The organism is Hafnia alvei, assembly GCF_034424155.1.
GTDB classification, from domain to species: domain Bacteria; phylum Pseudomonadota; class Gammaproteobacteria; order Enterobacterales; family Enterobacteriaceae; genus Hafnia; species Hafnia alvei.
Genome location: NZ_CP139992.1, coordinates 74,221 through 92,180, shown reverse-complemented (window position 1 = coordinate 92,180; position 17,960 = coordinate 74,221). Strand labels below are relative to the sequence as shown.

Genomic DNA, 17,960 nt, shown 5'->3' with positions numbered 1-17,960 from the left:
GCTTTAAATGCAAAAACCCCGGATCTCCGGGGTTTTTTTATATCTGATATTTTATCGCTGCGAGATTTGATCAAACTCGCCGCCGGTTGAAAAGTGCTCTTTTTGCGCTTTCTGCCAGCCACCAAAGACTTGGTCAACGGTAAACAGCTTCAACTGTGGGAACTGCTGGCTGTATTGTTTGGCAATGGCCTCGTCGCGCGGGCGGTAATAGTTCTTCGCCGCGATAGTTTGACCTTCCGGTGAATACAAATACTTCAGATATTCATCAGCAACCTGACGCGTACCGCGCTTATCGACCACTTTATCGACAACTGATACCGTTGGCTCTGCAAGGATAGACATGCTTGGCGTTACAATTTCAAACTGATCTTTGCCCAGCTCATGCTGCGCCAGCAACGCTTCATTTTCCCATGCGATTAGCACATCACCGATACCTCGCTCAACAAAGGTATTGGTTGCCCCACGCGCGCCAGAATCCAGCACCTCTACGTTTTTATACAACGCCTTCACGAACTCTTTCGCTTTCGCCTGATCGTTGTTGTTGTTTTGCAATGCATAACCCCATGCGCCTAAATAATTCCAGCGCGCGCCGCCTGAGGTTTTTGGATTCGGGGTAATAATGGCAACGCCCGGCTTGATTAAATCATTCCAGTCGTGGATCTGTTTGGGATTGCCTTTACGTACCAAAAATACAATGGTCGAAGTGTAAGGTGCAGAGTTATCGGGTAGGCGTTTGATCCAGTTTTTATCAATGCGGCCGCGTTCAGCGATGGCGTCAACGTCATAAGCCAGCGCAAGCGTGACAACATCGGCTTCGATACCGTTGATGACCGAGGTCGCTTGTTTGCCGGAGCCGCCATGAGACTGCCTGATCGTCACGTTATCGCCCGTTTCTTGCTTATAGTGTTTGCTGAAAGCCTCGTTGTATTGTTGATAAAGCTCTCGCGTTGGATCGTAAGAAACGTTTAGCAACTGAATATCTTTTGCCAGTGCACCGGTAGCCACCAGCAGTAACGACAGCCCAATCCCGAATTTATGCATCACCGCTCTCCAAAACTTTGTCCCCAAGAAGTTAAGGTAGAGCCTGCCAGAAACCTGAGGAATCATTAAAGAATAAAAAAGATACAGTTATGCCTTCAGGGAATAATAAAAAGCGTTTTACTCAGGGGATTTATTCGTAGAGATAAGCAAAAAGCCCCAAGACGGGGCTTTTAGAATCAGATTCACTGTCTGTTTGTGAAACGATTAGTACAGCATTTTCGCAGTTTCTAACCAGTCACCTTTAAACGGACGCTTCATGTTTTCAACGGCGTCGATGATGTCATGGTGAACCAGTTTTTCGTTCTGAATACCGACGCAACGACCGCCATAGCCCTGCAGCAGCAGTTCAATGGAGTATGCACCCATACGGGAAGCCAAAATGCGGTCATAAGCAACCGGCGCACCACCGCGCTGGATGTGGCCCAGTACCGTTGCGCGAGTTTCGCGACCGGTCTCTTGCTCGATGTGTTTCGCCAACTCATCGATATCACAGATATGCTCGGTGATAGCCACAATCGCGTGTTTTTTACCCTTGATGATGCCCGCTTTGATTTCGTTAACCAGATCTTCGCGTTTGAACTCAACTTCTGGCAGAACGATGAACTCACAGCCACCGGCAATCGCCGCCGCCAGGGTCAAATCGCCACAGTAGCGGCCCATCACCTCAACGATAGAGATACGCTGGTGGGAAGAAGAGGTATCACGCAGACGGTCAATCGCTTCAACCACGGTTTCTAACGCGGTGAAGTAACCGATGGTGTAGTCGGTACCGGCGACGTCGTTATCAATGGTGCCAGGCAAACCAATGCAAGGGAAACCCATTTCAGTGATGCGCTTCGCCCCCATGTATGAACCATCACCACCGATAACAACCAATGCGTCTAAACCCACTTTACGCATGTTATCAACGGCTTTCTCACGGACTTTATCGTCACGGAATTCTGGGAAACGCGCAGAACCCAAGAAAGTACCACCGCGGTTAATCATGTCAGAAACGCTAGAGCGATCCAGCTGCTTCATTCGACCTTCGTACAAGCCAAGGTAGCCGTCCTCAATACCGTAGACTTCTAACCCTTTCGCTAACGCTGCACGTACAACACCACGGATCGCAGCGTTCATACCTGGAGCGTCACCGCCACTCGTCAATACACCGATTTTCTTGATCATGACTACCTCTGAGCTTGTAGATGCTATTCTTAAGAATTGTTTTCGCCATCGCGCTAAACGTTATTATATGTGGTACAGGACACAGGTATAAAAAATGAACGTTTATCGCTGCTACTGCTGAATATTATATCAAAGTTATCCAGCTGAATTGATTCAGGTCAGTCTAGTTTGTGGTAAAAAAATTCCCAAGCACTTAAAGAATAAATTTAGAAACCCACCACACTAATAACATTATTTCTTATAGTTTAGCCGTGATTAGAGCTCCCAATGCCCTTTTTGCCCATCAGGCACCACCGAACAGGGGTCTTGATGGATAATCACGTCTGAACCAGGGAAACGTCGCAAAATCGCCTGCTCAACTTGTTCAGCAATGCCATGAGCCTGAATTAAAGGCAGGTTATCGTCCATCTCAATATGTAACTGAATAAAACGAGTCGGCCCAGATTGACGGGTTCTTAGATCATGCACGCCGCTAACGCCCGGCCATGCGTGCACAATATCAATGATCGCTTGTCTTTCATCGTCGTCCAACGCCCGATCCAACAAAGACTGTACGGCTTCATATCCCATACGCAGCGCGCTATACAAGATATAAACCCCAATTCCCAGGGCAAATAGGGAGTCTGCGCGAGTAAAGCCATACCAGCTCAGCCCCAGAGAAATAAGAATCGCGCCGTTCATCATCACGTCGGACTGATAATGCAGCATATCGGCACGCACTGCCTGACTACGCGTTTTACGCACTACCCAACGCTGGAAAGTGACCAACACCATCGTACAGGCTAAAGCGATAATGGTGACTCCAATCCCTAGGCCGGGATCGGTCATCGGCTCTGGATTGATAAGGTGCTGAAACCCAGTAAGGAACAAAAACAGCGCAGAGCCAGAAATAAACATACTTTGAGCCAGCGCGGCCAGCGATTCGGCTTTACCGTGACCAAACGTGTGTTCTTCATCCGCAGGCTGAAGGGAATAGCGAACCACAAACAGGTTTGTCAACGAGGCTGCGATATCAACCACAGAATCCACCAGCGACGCCAATAGGCTCACCGAGCCAGTATGCCACCAGGCAAGCGTTTTAATAATAAGGAGAGCGGTGGCAGTTACCGTGGCTCCCAGCGCAGCGGTTTTGACTAACCGTGCATACTGCTGGTCCATGAAAATTTCCTTTAACGATTAGGGCTGTTCAGTATAGCGAATTAATGACAAAAAAAAGCCTGTTGGAAAATGACGCGGTTCACGTCGGATTAGCATCATGCCATGTTACGTTTGGAAAGATATATCTGCTCGGCGACAGCTTGACCAACTCTCTCACTTCGATCATCTTAATTTGCCGCATCAATTGTTATCACCCAGACGGCCATATCCGCAAAATCGGCAACCACCGATATTTGAGCAGCTTTTAATCATACTGATTTACATGCCATTGAATGACGCAGCAACATGATGTGCTCTTCTATGAAATTAAATCGCCTGAGGCATAGATCATCATGGGCCATTTTCGCTCACCCGCATCAAGCCAGCAGTCAAAGAGTTCAACGTTAAACCAAGTTAAGCAAAGCCCTAAAACATGGTCATACAGCCTGCTTTTAGTCATCGTTGCAATTGTCATCCTTGGAGGCAATACGCCATCGGCCGTCTATCCGGCAGTCGCCGCATTCAGTGCATTTATTTTCACTGTCGGCTTTTTCTATTTGCTTTCAGGCAGAGCCCTATTTGCCCTATCGATCAGTAGCCTTTTGGTTATCGTGCTGCAGTTTATTAACCAGCTAAAAGTCCACTATTACAAAGACCATTTAATGTTTCCTGACATCTATCTGGCTGCCGATCCTTCCAATACTGCCACGCTGCTGCATTACCCTTCAGCAGGGCTGGCCATATTCGGGTTGCTGGTATGGATAGTGGCCACGGTGGTTGTGACATGGCGTGCAGCCCAGCGCAAGACCAACGGTCGCGTATGGTGGTCCGGGGCAGGAATGATCGTTGTCGGTGGGGCATTGGTCGCGCTGTGTGTCACACAGTATCAGCACGTTTGGGCCACAACGCTTCCAGGGGGAACTGGCGTTGTTTCAAACCTTGTGATGTCAGCCAGTGAAGTTGGCTATGAGCCTCCCACTTTTAGCGGCGAAACTGCCGAATATTTTAAACAGCGAGCCGCTGCGTTAAATCTCCACGCCGCTAGCAACAGCCAACATCCAGATATCATCGTCTTGCTACAAGAGTCTACGGTCGATCCTCGACTCTATTCGGTACCCGATCCGAAAATGATACCAAGTCTCACCATGTTTGAGCATGGCGGTAACGTAAAAGCACATACGCCAATGCGCGTACAAACATTTGGTGGCGGTACGTGGCTATCTGAATTCGCCCTGTTAACCGGCTTACGCAGCGATGATTTTGGTGCCATGAAAAACTCCGTTTTCTATTCTGCTGTCGACCACGTTAATGACAGTTTATTTCAGCAGATGAAAAACAATGGTTATTACACCATCGTGCTTACACCATTTAATAAATCAGCCTATAACGCAGGCCATGCCTACCACGAGATGGGAATCGACCAAATCCTTCAGCCACAAGAACTGGGATATCCCGGTAAACTTGAGGATAACCTTTGGCACATCAGCACCGCCGACATGTTGAAATACGTCAAGCAAATCATGTCGAAAAAGACAGATAAACCGCTGTTTATATATGCGTTAACCATGTATGAACACGGTCCTTATGATGAAAAGCACAGCGACGATTATCATCTAGCAAACTACGTAAAAAATAGTGGTTCTGCTGGTGAGTTCAGCCACTATGTGGAAAAAATAAAGACATCTGATGCCGCACTAGCGGATTTCTTCCACTTTGTTGATACACGCCAGAAACCGACCATTTTTATGCATTTTGGCGATCACCAGCCTGCTATTGATTGGGCCAATGGCTACACCACCACGCTGTCAGACCCGATGCATTTAACCCAATTTAGTCTGCGTGATAACACCAACTCGCCAGCCGTTACCGATTTAGGGCGAATGACGGATATTGCCTTCCTAGGTGGGATGGTTTTAGAACATGCCAATTTAAACGTTTCGCCGTTTTATCGCGCAAATATCGAAATGCGCCACCTTTGCAAAGGTGAACTCAACGACTGCGCCGACCAAAAACTCGTGGGGAGCTATAAGAACTATATCTACGGGGAACTACACGCGGCATCAAGACACAGCGCTCCATAACCCTCAAAAATTTAGACAAAAAAAACCCCACCGTAAGGTGGGGAAGACAGGGATGGTGTCTATGGCAAGGAAAAACAGGGTGCTACTCTTTCGTACCTAACTTCAGGGCTGAAGTATTCTGCATGGTCGCTACCTGCTGCTGCCAACTGGCAATGCGTTGCTGGTAACGCTCATTTAACTGGGCCTTTTGCTCGGGAGTCAGCAGGTTGTACATCTGGTTGCGAATTTTCGCCATTTCAACCTGACGGTTTATACTCTCCTGAGCCATTTTTTCGGCTAACTGCCGCACTGCGGCTTCATCGAACTTTTCTGCCGTTACCAGATTATGCATGGCTTCAGCCTCCGCTATATCAACGCGGGGTAAATCGTGTCGCGCTAGTTGCATCAAATCGCGCATTTGTTGGCGCTGATGTTCGGTAAGATTCACACCGTCAAACATGCGGTTATGATCCATACTTTGATACAACATACCGTTTTGTTGAGTGCCATCGGCAAATGCTGCGGTAGAGGCCATCGCAAGCATCAAAGTCATGGCTAACGAGGTTACTTTACGCATCATCTACTCCTTTGCTTTGGCTCGCTTATGTGAATCAACGAGAATCAGTGTAACTCGGGGCCTGAAAACTAGCGTCAGTGCATGTAAAACTAAGTAAAGTCATGGAATAGCGGCACTTGTTGTCGTATTTTGCGTCAGGAGGTAAACACCTATGAATAAAATTTTACTGGTTGATGACGATCGCGAACTGACGTCACTGTTGCAAGAACTGCTTGATTTAGAAGGTTTTAGCGTCGTGGTAGCGCACGATGGCGAACAGGCTCTGGAACTTTTAGATTCCAGCATTGATCTATTATTGCTCGACGTAATGATGCCAAAGAAAAACGGTATCGATACTTTGAAAGAAGTGCGTCAGCATCATCAAACGCCGGTAATTATGCTCACGGCTCGCGGCAGCGAACTGGACCGCGTATTGGGTCTTGAGCTTGGTGCAGATGACTATCTGCCAAAACCATTTAACGATCGTGAACTGGTTGCGCGTATTCGTGCCATTCTGCGTCGCTCCAACTGGAACGAACAGCAGCAAAGTAACGAAAGCAATGCGCCAACGCTGGAAGTGGATCACCTGCTGCTCAATCCTGGGCGTCAGGAAGCCAGCTTTGATGGGGAAACCTTAGAGCTCACCGGCACTGAATTTACCTTGCTCTATTTGCTGGCACAGCATTTGGGTCAGGTGGTGTCACGTGAACATTTAAGCCAAGAAGTGCTCGGCAAACGCCTGACACCTTTTGACCGCGCGATTGATATGCATATTTCTAACCTGCGCCGTAAGCTGCCAGAACGTAAAGATGGTCAGCCTTGGTTCAAAACGCTGCGTGGTCGCGGTTATCTGATGGTGTCTGTTTCATGATTAATAGCCTTACGGCACGTATCTTTGCCATTTTCTGGTTAACGCTGGCGTTAGTTCTAATGGTGGTGCTCATGCTGCCAAAGCTCGACTCGCGCCAGCTAACCTCATTACTGGACAGTGAACGCCGTCAAGGCATTATGCTGGAGCAGCACGTAGAAGCAGAGCTAGCTGTTGATCCGGCGAATGACTTGATGTGGTGGCGTCGTTTGTTCCGCGCCATTGATAAATGGTCACCTCCGGGTCAACGCCTTCTGCTGGTGACAAGCGAAGGGCGCGTTATTGGCGCTCAACGCAATGAAATGCAGATTGTACGTAACTTTATCGGCCAGTCTGATAACGCAGACCAGCCGAAAAAGAAAAAATATGGCCGACTTGAAATGCTCGGGCCATTTCCTATTCGTGATGGCGAAGATAACTATCAGCTCTATCTGGTTCGCCCAGCAAGCAGCCCTCAGTCTGATTTCATCAACCTGATGTTTGACCGACCGCTGTTGCTGCTACTTGTCACCATGCTTATCAGCTCACCATTGCTGCTTTGGCTCGCATGGAGCCTCGCAAGCCCCGCTCGTAAGCTTAAAAACGCCGCCGATGATGTTGCCAGCGGTAACCTTAAACAGCATCCAGAACTCGAGGCTGGCCCACAGGAATTCTTAGCCACAGGCGCCAGCTTTAACCAAATGGTTAGCGCGCTTGAGCGTATGGTTAATGCACAGCAGCGTTTGATCTCTGATATTTCGCATGAGCTAAGAACGCCGCTCACGCGCTTGCAGCTTGCCACTGCGCTGATGCGTCGTCGCCACGGTGAATACAACGAGCTTTCACGCATTGAGATGGAGGCGCATCGCCTCGACAGCATGATTAACGACCTGTTGGCGTTATCACGCAATCAGCATAAAACCGAGCTAGAACGCGAGCATTTGAAAGCCGATGAGCTTTGGGATGACGTGTTAGACAACGCGAAGTTTGAGGCTGAGCAGGTTGGGAAAACGTTAGAGATCATCAGCCCTCCGGGACCTTGGCCGTTATTTGGCAGCCATGCAGCTCTGGATAGCGCGGTTGAAAATATCGTGCGTAACGCGCTACGTTACTCTCACCATCAAATTGCGGTGACGTTTAGCTGCGACAATCAGGGCATCACTATCCATGTTGATGATGATGGTCCGGGCGTTGCTCCAGAAGATCGTGAGCAAATTTTCCGGCCGTTCTACCGCACCGATGAAGCGCGCGATCGCGAGTCAGGAGGAACCGGCTTGGGACTCGCCATCGTAGAAACCGTTGTTGAACAGCATAACGGCTGGGTGAAAGCCGAAGACAGCCCATTGGGTGGTTTACGCCTGACACTTTGGCTTCCGCTTTATACGCGATAAGTTTGGAGTATAATGCGCCCCCTGACCTTGGGGGCGCATCACATGCTTAATATCGTTTTATTTGAACCTGAAATCCCACCGAATACCGGCAATATCATCCGTCTTTGCGCCAATACTGGCTTTAGCTTGCACCTCATTGAGCCTTTAGGCTTCACATGGGATGACAAACGCTTACGCCGCGCAGGTTTGGACTATCACGAATTTGCTACGCTGAAGAAACACCATGACTATCAAGCATTTCTCGATAGCGAAAAACCAGAACGCCTATTTGCATTGACCACTAAAGGGACTCCAGCGCACAGCGCTGTGAGCTATCAGGCCGGAGATTATTTGGTATTTGGCCCAGAAACACGTGGCCTACCCGCCTACATTTTGGATGCACTTCCTGCACAGCAGAAGATCCGCATCCCGATGCTTGCTAGCAGCCGCAGCATGAACCTGTCTAACGCAGTTTCAGTGGTGGTTTACGAAGCATGGCGCCAATTAGGCTACGAAGGTGCTTTGCTCAAAGAGTAAGTTTACTGTGATATGCGAGGCAGGCGAGTGTCTGCCCCGTAGAATGAAATGAACCTGCCGTTAAATTCCGTCGCCGAACTCAAAACCATCGTGTGAACCGTTAAACAACTGATCCATATCCATGGACGGTTTTTCACTTTCAGGACGCCCCACGATGCGCGCAGGCACACCCGCCGCCGTGGTATGAGCAGGAATAGGATGTAGAACCACTGAACCTGCACCAATCTTGGCTCCGCGACCCACTTCGATATTACCCAGAATTTTAGCACCCGCGCCGATCATAACGCCTTCACGGATCTTCGGATGACGATCGCCCCCTTCTTTACCCGTACCACCTAGCGTCACGGATTGCAGAATAGACACGTCGTTTTCAACCACGGCCGTTTCGCCGATCACAATACCCGTCGCATGATCGAGCATGATCCCACAACCAATTCGCGCCGCAGGATGAATATCAACGCCAAAAACAACCGAGATTTGATTTTGCAGGTAAATAGCCAGCGCTTTGCGATCTTGCGACCACAGCCAATGACCAATTCGGTAGGCCTGCAAGGCATGAAAACCTTTCAGGTAAAGCAATGGCGTGGAGTATTTATCTACCGCAGGATCTCGCTGGCGAACCGCGAGAATATCGCGTGCCGCGTAGTCGGTCATATTGGTGTCGGCGCGATACGCCTCTTCCACCACTTCGCGAATAGCAATCGCTGGCATAATGGCATTGGCCAGTTTATTCGCCAGAATATAGCTCAGTGCACTGCCCAAATTTTCATGCTTAAGGAGTGTTGCGTGATAGAAGCTAGCCAGCATCGGCTCACACTCGGCTAAACCACGCGCCTCGGTTTTGATGCATTGCCAGATTTGTTCTAGTTCTTCTATCGACATACAACACTCCCTTCAATCAATTTAATTGCTGCCGTTACTATATCAGCTATAGTTATAATTCAGACAACAATTAATCAGACCAGCCGTAGCATGGTCAAGCCTTGATGTTAAAAACTTGATCTCTAACGGCTGGTTTTTTCGTCTTTGCGTGCTCGGCCTAACAGCGTCAACGCCGCTTCACGAGCATCTTTATGGCAATAAAGCACCTGATAGATTTGCTCAGTGATAGGCATCTCCACACCAAAGCGTTGGGCCAAGGCCATCACTTCTTTGGTATTTCGATAGCCTTCAACCACTTGGCCAATCTTATCCTGCGCTTCCTGCACGCCAACGCCCTGCCCCAACATAATCCCAAAACGGCGGTTACGAGACTGGTTGTCAGTACAGGTCAGCACTAAGTCACCCAATCCAGACATCCCCATAAAGGTGGTTGGATCGGCACCCAGCGCAACACCAAGACGACTCATTTCGGTCAGTCCACGCGTGATCAACGCAGTTCTGGCGTTTGCACCAAAGCCGATGCCGTCAGACATGCCTGCACCAATGGCAATCACGTTTTTTACCGCACCACCTAGCTGTACACCGATGAAATCAGGATTGCTATAAACACGGAAGCTTTTGCCGCAGTGTAATAGCTGCTGTAAATCGTCGGTGAACTGTGCGTCGGTAGATGACAGCGCAATTGCCGTAGGCAAGCCTGCCGCCAACTCTTTGGCAAACGTCGGGCCTGACAGCGTAGCTAAAGGAATATCAGGACCAAGCGCTTCACGAGCAACATCTTGTAGCAAACGACCTGTTTCTGCTTCTAATCCCTTGGTTGCCCAAACGATTCGTGAATCAGTACGCAGGAATGGCTTCAGTTGACGCAGCACTTCACCAAACACATGGCTCGGTACAACGACCAGCACATCACGGCTTGCAGCCATTGCCTTCGCAAGATCGGTTTCCAGCGTCAGCGTATCAGGGAAAGGAACATCAGGCAGAAATGCCTGATTACAGCGCGCGGCATCCAGTGCTTTGATATGTTTAGGGTCGTGACCCCATAACACCACTTGATGCCCATTACGCGCCAGCGTAATTGCCAAAGCGGTGCCGTACGAGCCAGCACCGATGACGGTCATTGAAGCCGTAGGGTTATTCATTAGGCATCCTGAGGCTGCGGTTCAGCACCTTCTGCGCCTTCAGCCTGCTGCAAATAATTCATGAACAGTGCGTCGAAGTTCACTGGAGCTAGGTTCAACTGTGGGAAAGTACCACGAGAAACCAGGCTAGTGATGCATTCGCGTGCATACGGGAACAGGATGTTCGGGCAATAAGCACCCAGACAATGCGCCATCTGAGTTCCTTCGATGCCAGAAATAGTGAAGATACCTGCCTGCTGAACTTCACACAGGAATGCAGTTTCTTCGCCCAAAGTTGCCGTTACCGTTACGCGCAGCACCACTTCAAACACGCCGTCAGCCAGTTGAGTGGATGCAGTGTCCAGATCCAGTTTAACTTCTGGCTGCCAATCTTTCTGGAATACAGCCGGCGCATTTGGAGCTTCGAAAGAGATATCTTTGGTGTAAACACGTTGGATCTGGAAAGACATCTCTGAGTTGTTTTGTTCTGACATAGCGTTAATACCTTTTAAGTTAATATCCATAAATGGGAATTATGGGGCGAATACCGCACGGATTACAGCAACGGGTCGAGGCCGCCTTTTGCATCCAGCGCGTGTAAATCGTCACAGCCACCAATGTGCTGCCCATCAATAAAAATCTGTGGCACGGTTGTACGACCACTGCGCTCAATCATTTCTTCACGCTTTTTCGGGTCGTTATCAATAGCAATTTCATTAAACTGAGCGCCTTTTGACTGCAATAGCGCTTTCGCGCGATGACAGAAAGGACAGGTCGCTTTGGTATAGATCTCAATGTTTGCCATGATGAATTCCTTGCAGATTATTTGCCGCGAGCTAAAGGCAGATTCTCACCGCTCCAGCCTGCGATACCGTCTTTCAGCGTATAAACGCGCTCAAAGCCCGCTTTCACTAAATGCTCACCCGATTCACGAGAGCTCATGCCATTGGCGCAAACCACGATAACTGGCTGAGTTTTATGTTTCTCTAACTCACCAAAGCTGCCATTTTTCAGGTCGCTAGGCGTTAGATTCAGAGAGTTTGCCAGATGACCCTTGCGAAAATCTTCGCGAGTACGGGTATCAACAACAACGGCATCTTCTTTGTTAATCAGAAGAGTGGCTTCACCACGAGTAATTTCTTTTACTTTGGAGAAACGGCTTTTAAAGGTGGTGACCAGCACTGCTACAAACAGAACAATCCACGCTACGCTAAGTATGGGATGGGCACTCACAAATTGCATAATCTCTTGCATTTGCATGGGGTGTAACTACTCCCGTCAGTTAAGGGATAAAATCAAAGAGTCAGAGTATACCTGCGCAGTGCGTCAATTACAGCCAGAAGACCTGTTACTAAAAACGAATCTGCGGCATAACCCGAAATTTTTTATGTTTCAGACAGGATTTACCTGCTTGGAACAAGGTACAGAAACGATCATTTGATCTTTCTGCGCTCAATTCACCACAGACTGTAGTAAAATTACACTACTTTGAGTGCAAATAGCCGTGTATGTTATTCGGCCTTTGCTTAGGCACCGCTCAGCGGGCGTGTGAGTGATTCCGTTTTAACCTAAACGGCTATTCACACTTGAACGTATTTTGAACTCAAACTTTGAACTTATAAAGAAACGAGGTTGTTGCAATGTCGAGCGCCAAAAAACCAATGGTACTGGTAATTCTGGACGGTTATGGTTACCGCGAAGAAACCCAAGATAACGCGATTCTTAACGCTAAACGTCCCGTTATGGATCGTCTGTGGAAAGAGTATCCGCACACCCTGATTTCTGCTTCCGGTTTGGACGTAGGTCTGCCTGACGGCCAGATGGGTAACTCTGAAGTTGGTCACGTAAACCTTGGCGCAGGCCGCATCGTTTATCAAGATCTGACCCGTCTGGACAAAGAAATCAAAGATGGCGACTTCTTTGCCAATGAAGTTTTGGTCGGTGCGGTTGATAAAGCCGTATCTCTGGGTAAAGCCGTTCACATCATGGGTCTGATGTCTCCGGGTGGCGTTCATAGCCACGAAGAACACATTCTTGCTATGGTCGAATTGGCAGCCAAGCGTGGCGCAGAAGCTATCTACCTGCACGCATTCTTGGATGGACGCGACACCCCGCCGCGTAGTGCTGAAAATACACTGAAACGATTCACCGAGAAATTTGCCGAATTGGGCAAAGGCCGCATCGCGTCCATAGTTGGTCGCTACTACGCAATGGACCGAGATAACCGTTGGGACCGCGTTCAGTTAGCTTACGACCTGCTGACTGAAGCGAAAGGCGAATACACCGCAGAAAATGCGGTTGCAGGTCTTGAAGCGGCTTACGCTCGCGACGAAAACGACGAATTTGTTAAACCAACTGTTATCAAAGCGGCAGGTGAAGCTGATGCCTCCATGAACGACGGCGATGCGCTGATCTTCATGAACTTCCGTGCTGACCGTGCTCGCCAAATCACTCGCACTTTCGTTAACGCTGACTTTGACGGTTTCAAACGCAACAAAGTGGTTAACTTCAGCAACTTCGTGATGTTGACTGAATATGCGGCTGACATCAAAGCGGCTTGTGCTTATCCACCATCTTCACTGGCAAACACCTTCGGTGAATGGCTGATGAAGCATGACAAAACCCAGCTGCGTATTTCTGAAACTGAAAAATATGCTCACGTGACCTTCTTCTACAACGGTGGCGTGGAAGAGCCGTTCAAAGGCGAAGACCGCATCCTGATCAACTCGCCAAAAGTGGCGACTTACGATCTGCAGCCAGAAATGAGCTCTGCTGAACTGACCGAAAAACTGGTTGGCGCTATCAACAGCGGTAAATACGATGCGATTATCTGTAACTACCCTAACGGCGACATGGTTGGCCACACCGGTATTTACGATGCCGCAGTAAAAGCCGTTGAAACGCTGGATCACTGTGTCGGTCAGGTCGTCGAAGCCGTACAAAACGTCGGTGGCCAATTGCTGATCACTGCGGACCACGGCAACGCCGAGCTAATGCGCGATCAGGTGACAGGTGCTGCGTATACCGCTCACACCAACCTGCCAGTGCCATTAATCTACGTTGGCAAACCGGCTAAAGCCGTTGAAGGCGGTAAATTGTCTGACATCGCAGCGACCATGCTGACCATGATTGACATGGAAGTGCCTAAAGAGATGACTGGTAAGCCGCTGTTCATCGTGGAATAATCGATCCCCATGAGGGGAAAAGATCAATTTCACGAATCAAAGGTAGCCTTAGCGCTCAAAGCGGATAAAAACATCGGCGATAAACCCACCCGTTTATCGCCCACTCCCGCAGCGTTTCGCATGTTACCGATACTGTGTGCCAGCGTAATCTATGCTGGCGCATGGTTTTCCTCATTCCCCATTCAGGCCGCTGATGACAACAAGCAGCAGCTAAAATCTATTCAGCAAAACATTGCTGAAAAAGAAAAAGCCGTCAAACAACAGCAACAGCAACGCAGTTCGCTGCAAGATCAGCTTAAAGCGCAGGAAAAAATCATTGCTCAGGCGAGCCGTTCTCTTCGAGAAACGCAGTCTGAACTGGCAACGCTAAGTGCCAACGTTACCAAGCTGACCGCATCGATTAAAAAACTTCAGTCGCAAGAAAACAAACACCTGAAGCTGCTCGAGCATCAGCTCGATATGGCTTTTCGTTTAGGCAAACATACCGGTATTCAGGTTTTACTGAGCGGTGAAGAAAGCCAGCGCAGCGAGCGTATTTTGGCTTACTTTGGTTATCTTAATGAAGCACGCCAAAAAAATATCGATAAGCTAAACCAAACCCGCACCGACTTAGCCAGCGAAAAGAAAGAGCTGGAAGCAGCACAGAATCAGCAAAAAGCGATTCTGGTTACCCAGCAGCAAGCGCAGCAGCAGTTGGAGTCAGCCCGAGCTCAGCGCCAAAAAACCCTGTCAGCATTGGAAAGCTCACTGGCTAAAGATCAGCAACAGCTCTCCGAAATGAAAGCGAACGAATCGCGCCTGCGCGATCAAATCGCCAAAGCCGAGCGTGAAGCGAAAGCTCGCGCCGAGCGTGAAGCTCGCGAAGCCGCCAAGCTCCAAGCCCAAATGAAGGCCAAAGAAGAGCAGGCGAAGAAAAAAGGCACGACGTATAAATACAAACCAACGGAAAGCGAGCGTTCATTGATAGCGCGCACCGGTGGTTTAGGACGTGGCAATGGTCAGGCAATGTGGCCCGTTCGTGGCCGAACTATTCACAGTTTCGGCGAAACGCTACAGGGCGAACTGCGCTGGAAAGGGATGGTGATTGCCGCATCCGAGGGCAGTGAAGTGAAAGCCATCGCAGATGGACGCGTACTGCTTGCCGATTGGCTGCAAGGTTATGGTCTGGTTGTTGTGGTTGAACACGGCAAAGGCGATATGAGTCTGTACGGCTATAACCAAAGCGCTTTGGTTAACGTCGGCGCACAAGTTCGCGCAGGACAGCCTATCGCGCTGGTCGGTAATAGCGGTGGCCAAGGCCAGCCTGCTCTTTACTTTGAAATCCGCCGCCAAGGCCAAGCCGTCAATCCACTACCGTGGCTTGGACGTTAGCCCCAAGAGCCCTCATTCACCCGCAGTTACCGCTCCTGCAACAACAAGGGAAAACACATTGCGCTTTTTCAATGCTGTCACCTCCGCACTTCTGATTCTTACCTGTAGCACGGTATCTGCCTATGCAGGGAAATTAGCTATCGTCATTGACGATTTTGGCTATCGCCCACAAGAAGAAAATAAAATCCTGCAGATGCCTTTAGCTATCTCCGTTGCCGTTTTGCCCACCGCACCTCATGCGCGTGAAATGGCAAACAAAGCGCATGCTCAGGGGCGCGAAATTCTGATCCACCTGCCAATGGCGCCAATTAGCAAACAGCCGCTAGAGAAAGACACATTACAACCCTCAATGAGCGAGGCTGAAATCCAGCGAATCATCCGCCAATCCGTAAACGCTGTGCCTTATGCCGTTGGGATGAACAACCATATGGGCAGCCTGATGACGTCAAACCTGCAGGGCATGCAGAAAGTTATGCGCACACTGGAGCAGTATCATTTTCTTTATTTTCTCGACAGCATGACGATCGGCAATAGTCAGGTGACAAACGCTTCTGCCGGTACAGGGATAAAAGTCATTAAGCGCAAAGTCTTTCTGGATGATTCTCAAAACGAAGCCGCTATCCGCCAACAGTTTAACCGCGCCATTCAAATTGCACGGAAAAGTGGGTCCGCAATAGCCATCGGCCATCCGCATCCATCAACGGTACGCGTATTACAACAAATGCTGCCGTCGTTACCGGCAGATATTGTGTTGGTTCGCCCTAGCTCACTGCTTAATGGCGCTTCCGTACCAGATAAAAATCCGCTGCCAACACAGCAAAAACCACGTAACCCATTCCATGGTGTTAAACAATGCATCAGCAAAAAAGCACCAGAGAAGGTGTACGCCACCACCATGTTTGATGCCATTAGCACCAGCGTAGCAAATTCAGCTCCGGTGAAATTCATACAGGCCCGCTGGCATTACTGGCTGTAATTGCGTCAGTATTAAATTAATTCATAATCCGGCATAATGTTGTGTTGCGGATTATGAATTAATTACCAAACCAAAATGTATAAAAAAACACCCTTCTTACTCTTTGGAAAAGAGTATTTACTGCTAATTATTAGCGTAATTATTTTCAGTATTATCAATATACTGATGGCTCCTAATATCCACATGTCTTACCGCATTGTGACGTTCACTCTATCGTTATTATTTCTTAAAGCGATTCGGCTAACGGCTTTGCGGATCATATTGGCCTTACCGCTTCTGTTTCTTTGTTCCGCGGATATTAGCCTTAGCCTTTACTCTTGGTTTACTTTCAAAACACCCTTTAACGATGGCTTTGCTGCCAGTACGCTTGAAAGTAATCCGATTGAGATGTTTGCAATGCTTGGCGTCTATATTCGCTTTGTCATTATCTGCCTAGCATTACTTGTTTTGTTTATTTTGGCAATTCGCCCTGCTCAGGGAAAAATGATCTCCAAAAAAACAACCGGAATTCTACTGATTGTTATCTGTGCGATTGCACTTATCTCCTCTTTTAAGTTCGTTCAAAAACGCCCCGTCAATGAAGGTGCAAAAGCAGAGCTCAAAGTTGCTGCCCGATTCACAACCTACATGCCTTTCTTTAACATGAGCTATTTCCTAACAGCCATACAAGAAAGCCAAATCTTGAAGAATATTAGTGGAGCAGCACCGCGCTATAGTCTTAGCGTTAAAGATACGGGTATTGATACTTACGTTTTGATTATTGGCGAATCAGAACGCGCTAAAAATATGAGTATTTACGGCTACCAAAAGCCAACTACGCCTCAGCTAGAAGCACAAAAACCATACTTAAAACTGTTTAACCAAGCGATTAGCGGCGTGCCATTTACATCCGTTGCTGTACCTATGGCGCTGAGTGCAGACAATATTCATAATCATAATCTTACAAACTATTCAGACAATATCATTAACCTCGCTAATCAAGCAGGTTTCCACACCATGTGGCTAAGTGCACAAACGGCTTTTGGCAACTATGGTTCTTCCGTTGCAGGCATTGCCATGAATGCCGAAGATAAGCTGTATATTAAAGGCTATGACAAAGAACTGCTGCCTCACCTAAAAACAGCATTACAGGCACCAGCGCATGATAAAAAACTTATCGTTCTGCACTTATATGGTAGCCATGAGCCAGCATGTAAAAGATACCCCGCGAACGAAACCGTATTTAATAAATCGAATGATATAGACGCCTGCTACGATAACTCCGTTCGATATACGGATAGTTTATTAGGCGAAGTATTTAGTTTATTGAAGCAAAATAAAGCTTCGGTGCTTTATTTCTCTGACCATGCGTTAGAGCGAGATCCAAGACAAAGTGCACCTTATTTCCACGGCGGTATTACACCCAGCCAAGAGGCTTATCATGTACCTATGTTTATATGGTATAGCCCAGCATTAGCGCGACAAGATAAAGATGAAACCGGGCAAGTTAACGCCGTTTTCTCAACCAGCTACAATGATATTCTCATCGCAACATGGCTAGGAGTTACCGATGCGCAGCGAGGGGCATTCGCCAATATTAACGCCGTCATTGATAAATTCGCAGGTGATTCCTCCGTTCTCGATAATCGCTACGAGAAATTGGATTATCACCAACTGAGAAAAACCGCTGAAGAGCCGCTATCTCACTAACAAAAAAAGCCCCGATCGGGG

17 protein-coding genes are annotated in these 17,960 nt (G+C 48.4%); 8 read left to right on the top strand and 9 right to left on the bottom strand.

Going from position 1 to position 17,960, the window contains the following annotated elements; all coding sequences use genetic code 11:
* Positions 1-51: 51 nt before the first annotated feature.
* From U0008_RS00450 to fieF, 3 genes are all read right to left on the bottom strand, one after another.
* Positions 52-1,041 carry a sulfate ABC transporter substrate-binding protein gene (locus U0008_RS00450; RefSeq protein ID WP_043490111.1) on the bottom strand — a complete coding sequence of 330 codons (990 nt, stop codon included), beginning with the start codon at positions 1,039-1,041 and terminating at the stop codon, positions 52-54.
* Positions 1,042-1,245: 204 nt separating this feature from the next.
* On the bottom strand, positions 1,246-2,208 hold the full coding sequence (pfkA, locus tag U0008_RS00445; RefSeq protein ID WP_004094193.1) for a 6-phosphofructokinase: 963 nt from the start codon (positions 2,206-2,208) through the stop codon (positions 1,246-1,248).
* Positions 2,209-2,463: 255 nt separating this feature from the next.
* Positions 2,464-3,366, bottom strand: a complete 903-nt coding sequence (fieF, locus tag U0008_RS00440) for a CDF family cation-efflux transporter FieF (RefSeq protein ID WP_025801485.1) — start codon at positions 3,364-3,366, stop codon at positions 2,464-2,466.
* Between the two features lie 332 nt (positions 3,367-3,698).
* Between fieF and U0008_RS00435 the strand changes: the two genes are divergently transcribed.
* On the top strand, positions 3,699-5,426 hold the full coding sequence (locus U0008_RS00435) for an LTA synthase family protein (protein ID WP_043490108.1): 1,728 nt from the start codon (positions 3,699-3,701) through the stop codon (positions 5,424-5,426).
* Between the two features lie 82 nt (positions 5,427-5,508).
* On the opposite strand, the gene cpxP is transcribed toward U0008_RS00435, so the two are convergent.
* On the bottom strand, positions 5,509-5,982 hold the full coding sequence (cpxP, locus tag U0008_RS00430; protein ID WP_025801487.1) for a cell-envelope stress modulator CpxP: 474 nt from the start codon (positions 5,980-5,982) through the stop codon (positions 5,509-5,511).
* A gap of 151 nt (positions 5,983-6,133) precedes the next feature.
* Here cpxP and cpxR point away from each other — a divergent pair, with 151 nt between their 5' ends.
* The 3 genes from cpxR to trmL are packed head-to-tail and all read left to right on the top strand — an operon-like array spanning position 6,134 to position 8,715.
* A complete protein-coding gene (cpxR, locus tag U0008_RS00425) occupies positions 6,134-6,832 on the top strand; it encodes an envelope stress response regulator transcription factor CpxR (RefSeq protein ID WP_025801488.1) in 699 nt (232 codons plus the stop codon).
* Positions 6,829-8,199 (top strand): envelope stress sensor histidine kinase CpxA, encoded by a 1,371-nt coding sequence (gene cpxA / locus U0008_RS00420; protein ID WP_025801489.1) that lies wholly within the window; start codon positions 6,829-6,831, stop codon positions 8,197-8,199. The genes cpxR and cpxA overlap by 4 nt, the downstream gene beginning before the upstream one ends.
* A 42-nt stretch (positions 8,200-8,241) precedes the next feature.
* Entirely contained in the window at positions 8,242-8,715 is a 474-nt protein-coding gene (gene trmL / locus U0008_RS00415) for a tRNA (uridine(34)/cytosine(34)/5-carboxymethylaminomethyluridine(34)-2'-O)-methyltransferase TrmL (protein ID WP_040045302.1), read from the top strand.
* 60 nt (positions 8,716-8,775) lie between these two features.
* Here the strand turns inward: trmL and cysE are convergent, their stop codons facing one another.
* The 5 genes from cysE to U0008_RS00390 form a co-directional block, all read right to left on the bottom strand.
* Positions 8,776-9,597, bottom strand: a complete 822-nt coding sequence (gene cysE / locus U0008_RS00410) for a serine O-acetyltransferase (RefSeq protein ID WP_040045225.1) — start codon at positions 9,595-9,597, stop codon at positions 8,776-8,778.
* Between the two features lie 122 nt (positions 9,598-9,719).
* On the bottom strand, positions 9,720-10,739 hold the full coding sequence (gene gpsA, locus U0008_RS00405; RefSeq protein WP_040045226.1) for an NAD(P)H-dependent glycerol-3-phosphate dehydrogenase: 1,020 nt from the start codon (positions 10,737-10,739) through the stop codon (positions 9,720-9,722).
* Positions 10,739-11,212, bottom strand: a complete 474-nt coding sequence (secB, locus tag U0008_RS00400) for a protein-export chaperone SecB (protein WP_040045303.1) — start codon at positions 11,210-11,212, stop codon at positions 10,739-10,741. Before secB ends, gpsA begins: the two co-directional genes overlap by 1 nt.
* Positions 11,213-11,274: 62 nt before the next feature.
* Positions 11,275-11,523, bottom strand: coding sequence for a glutaredoxin 3 (gene grxC / locus U0008_RS00395; RefSeq protein ID WP_025801494.1), 249 nt, complete (start codon positions 11,521-11,523; stop codon positions 11,275-11,277).
* A gap of 17 nt (positions 11,524-11,540) precedes the next feature.
* A complete protein-coding gene (locus U0008_RS00390) occupies positions 11,541-11,972 on the bottom strand; it encodes a rhodanese-like domain-containing protein (protein WP_040045304.1) in 432 nt (143 codons plus the stop codon).
* Positions 11,973-12,358: 386 nt separating this feature from the next.
* Here U0008_RS00390 and gpmM point away from each other — a divergent pair, with 386 nt between their 5' ends.
* The 4 genes from gpmM to U0008_RS00370 all read left to right on the top strand — a co-directional run bounded on the left by gpmM (position 12,359) and on the right by U0008_RS00370 (position 17,939).
* Entirely contained in the window at positions 12,359-13,903 is a 1,545-nt protein-coding gene (gpmM, locus tag U0008_RS00385; protein ID WP_043490105.1) for a 2,3-bisphosphoglycerate-independent phosphoglycerate mutase, read from the top strand.
* A gap of 9 nt (positions 13,904-13,912) precedes the next feature.
* The gene (envC, locus tag U0008_RS00380) at positions 13,913-15,274 is read left to right on the top strand and encodes a murein hydrolase activator EnvC (RefSeq protein WP_043490103.1); all 1,362 of its coding nucleotides are present in this window, start codon (positions 13,913-13,915) and stop codon (positions 15,272-15,274) included.
* Positions 15,275-15,332: 58 nt separating this feature from the next.
* Positions 15,333-16,250 (top strand): divergent polysaccharide deacetylase family protein, encoded by a 918-nt coding sequence (locus tag U0008_RS00375; RefSeq protein WP_046449014.1) that lies wholly within the window; start codon positions 15,333-15,335, stop codon positions 16,248-16,250.
* 75 nt (positions 16,251-16,325) lie between these two features.
* Positions 16,326-17,939: a phosphoethanolamine transferase gene (locus U0008_RS00370; protein WP_043490099.1), complete on the top strand. Its 1,614-nt coding sequence runs from the start codon at positions 16,326-16,328 to the stop codon at positions 17,937-17,939.
* Positions 17,940-17,960 lie beyond the last annotated feature (21 nt).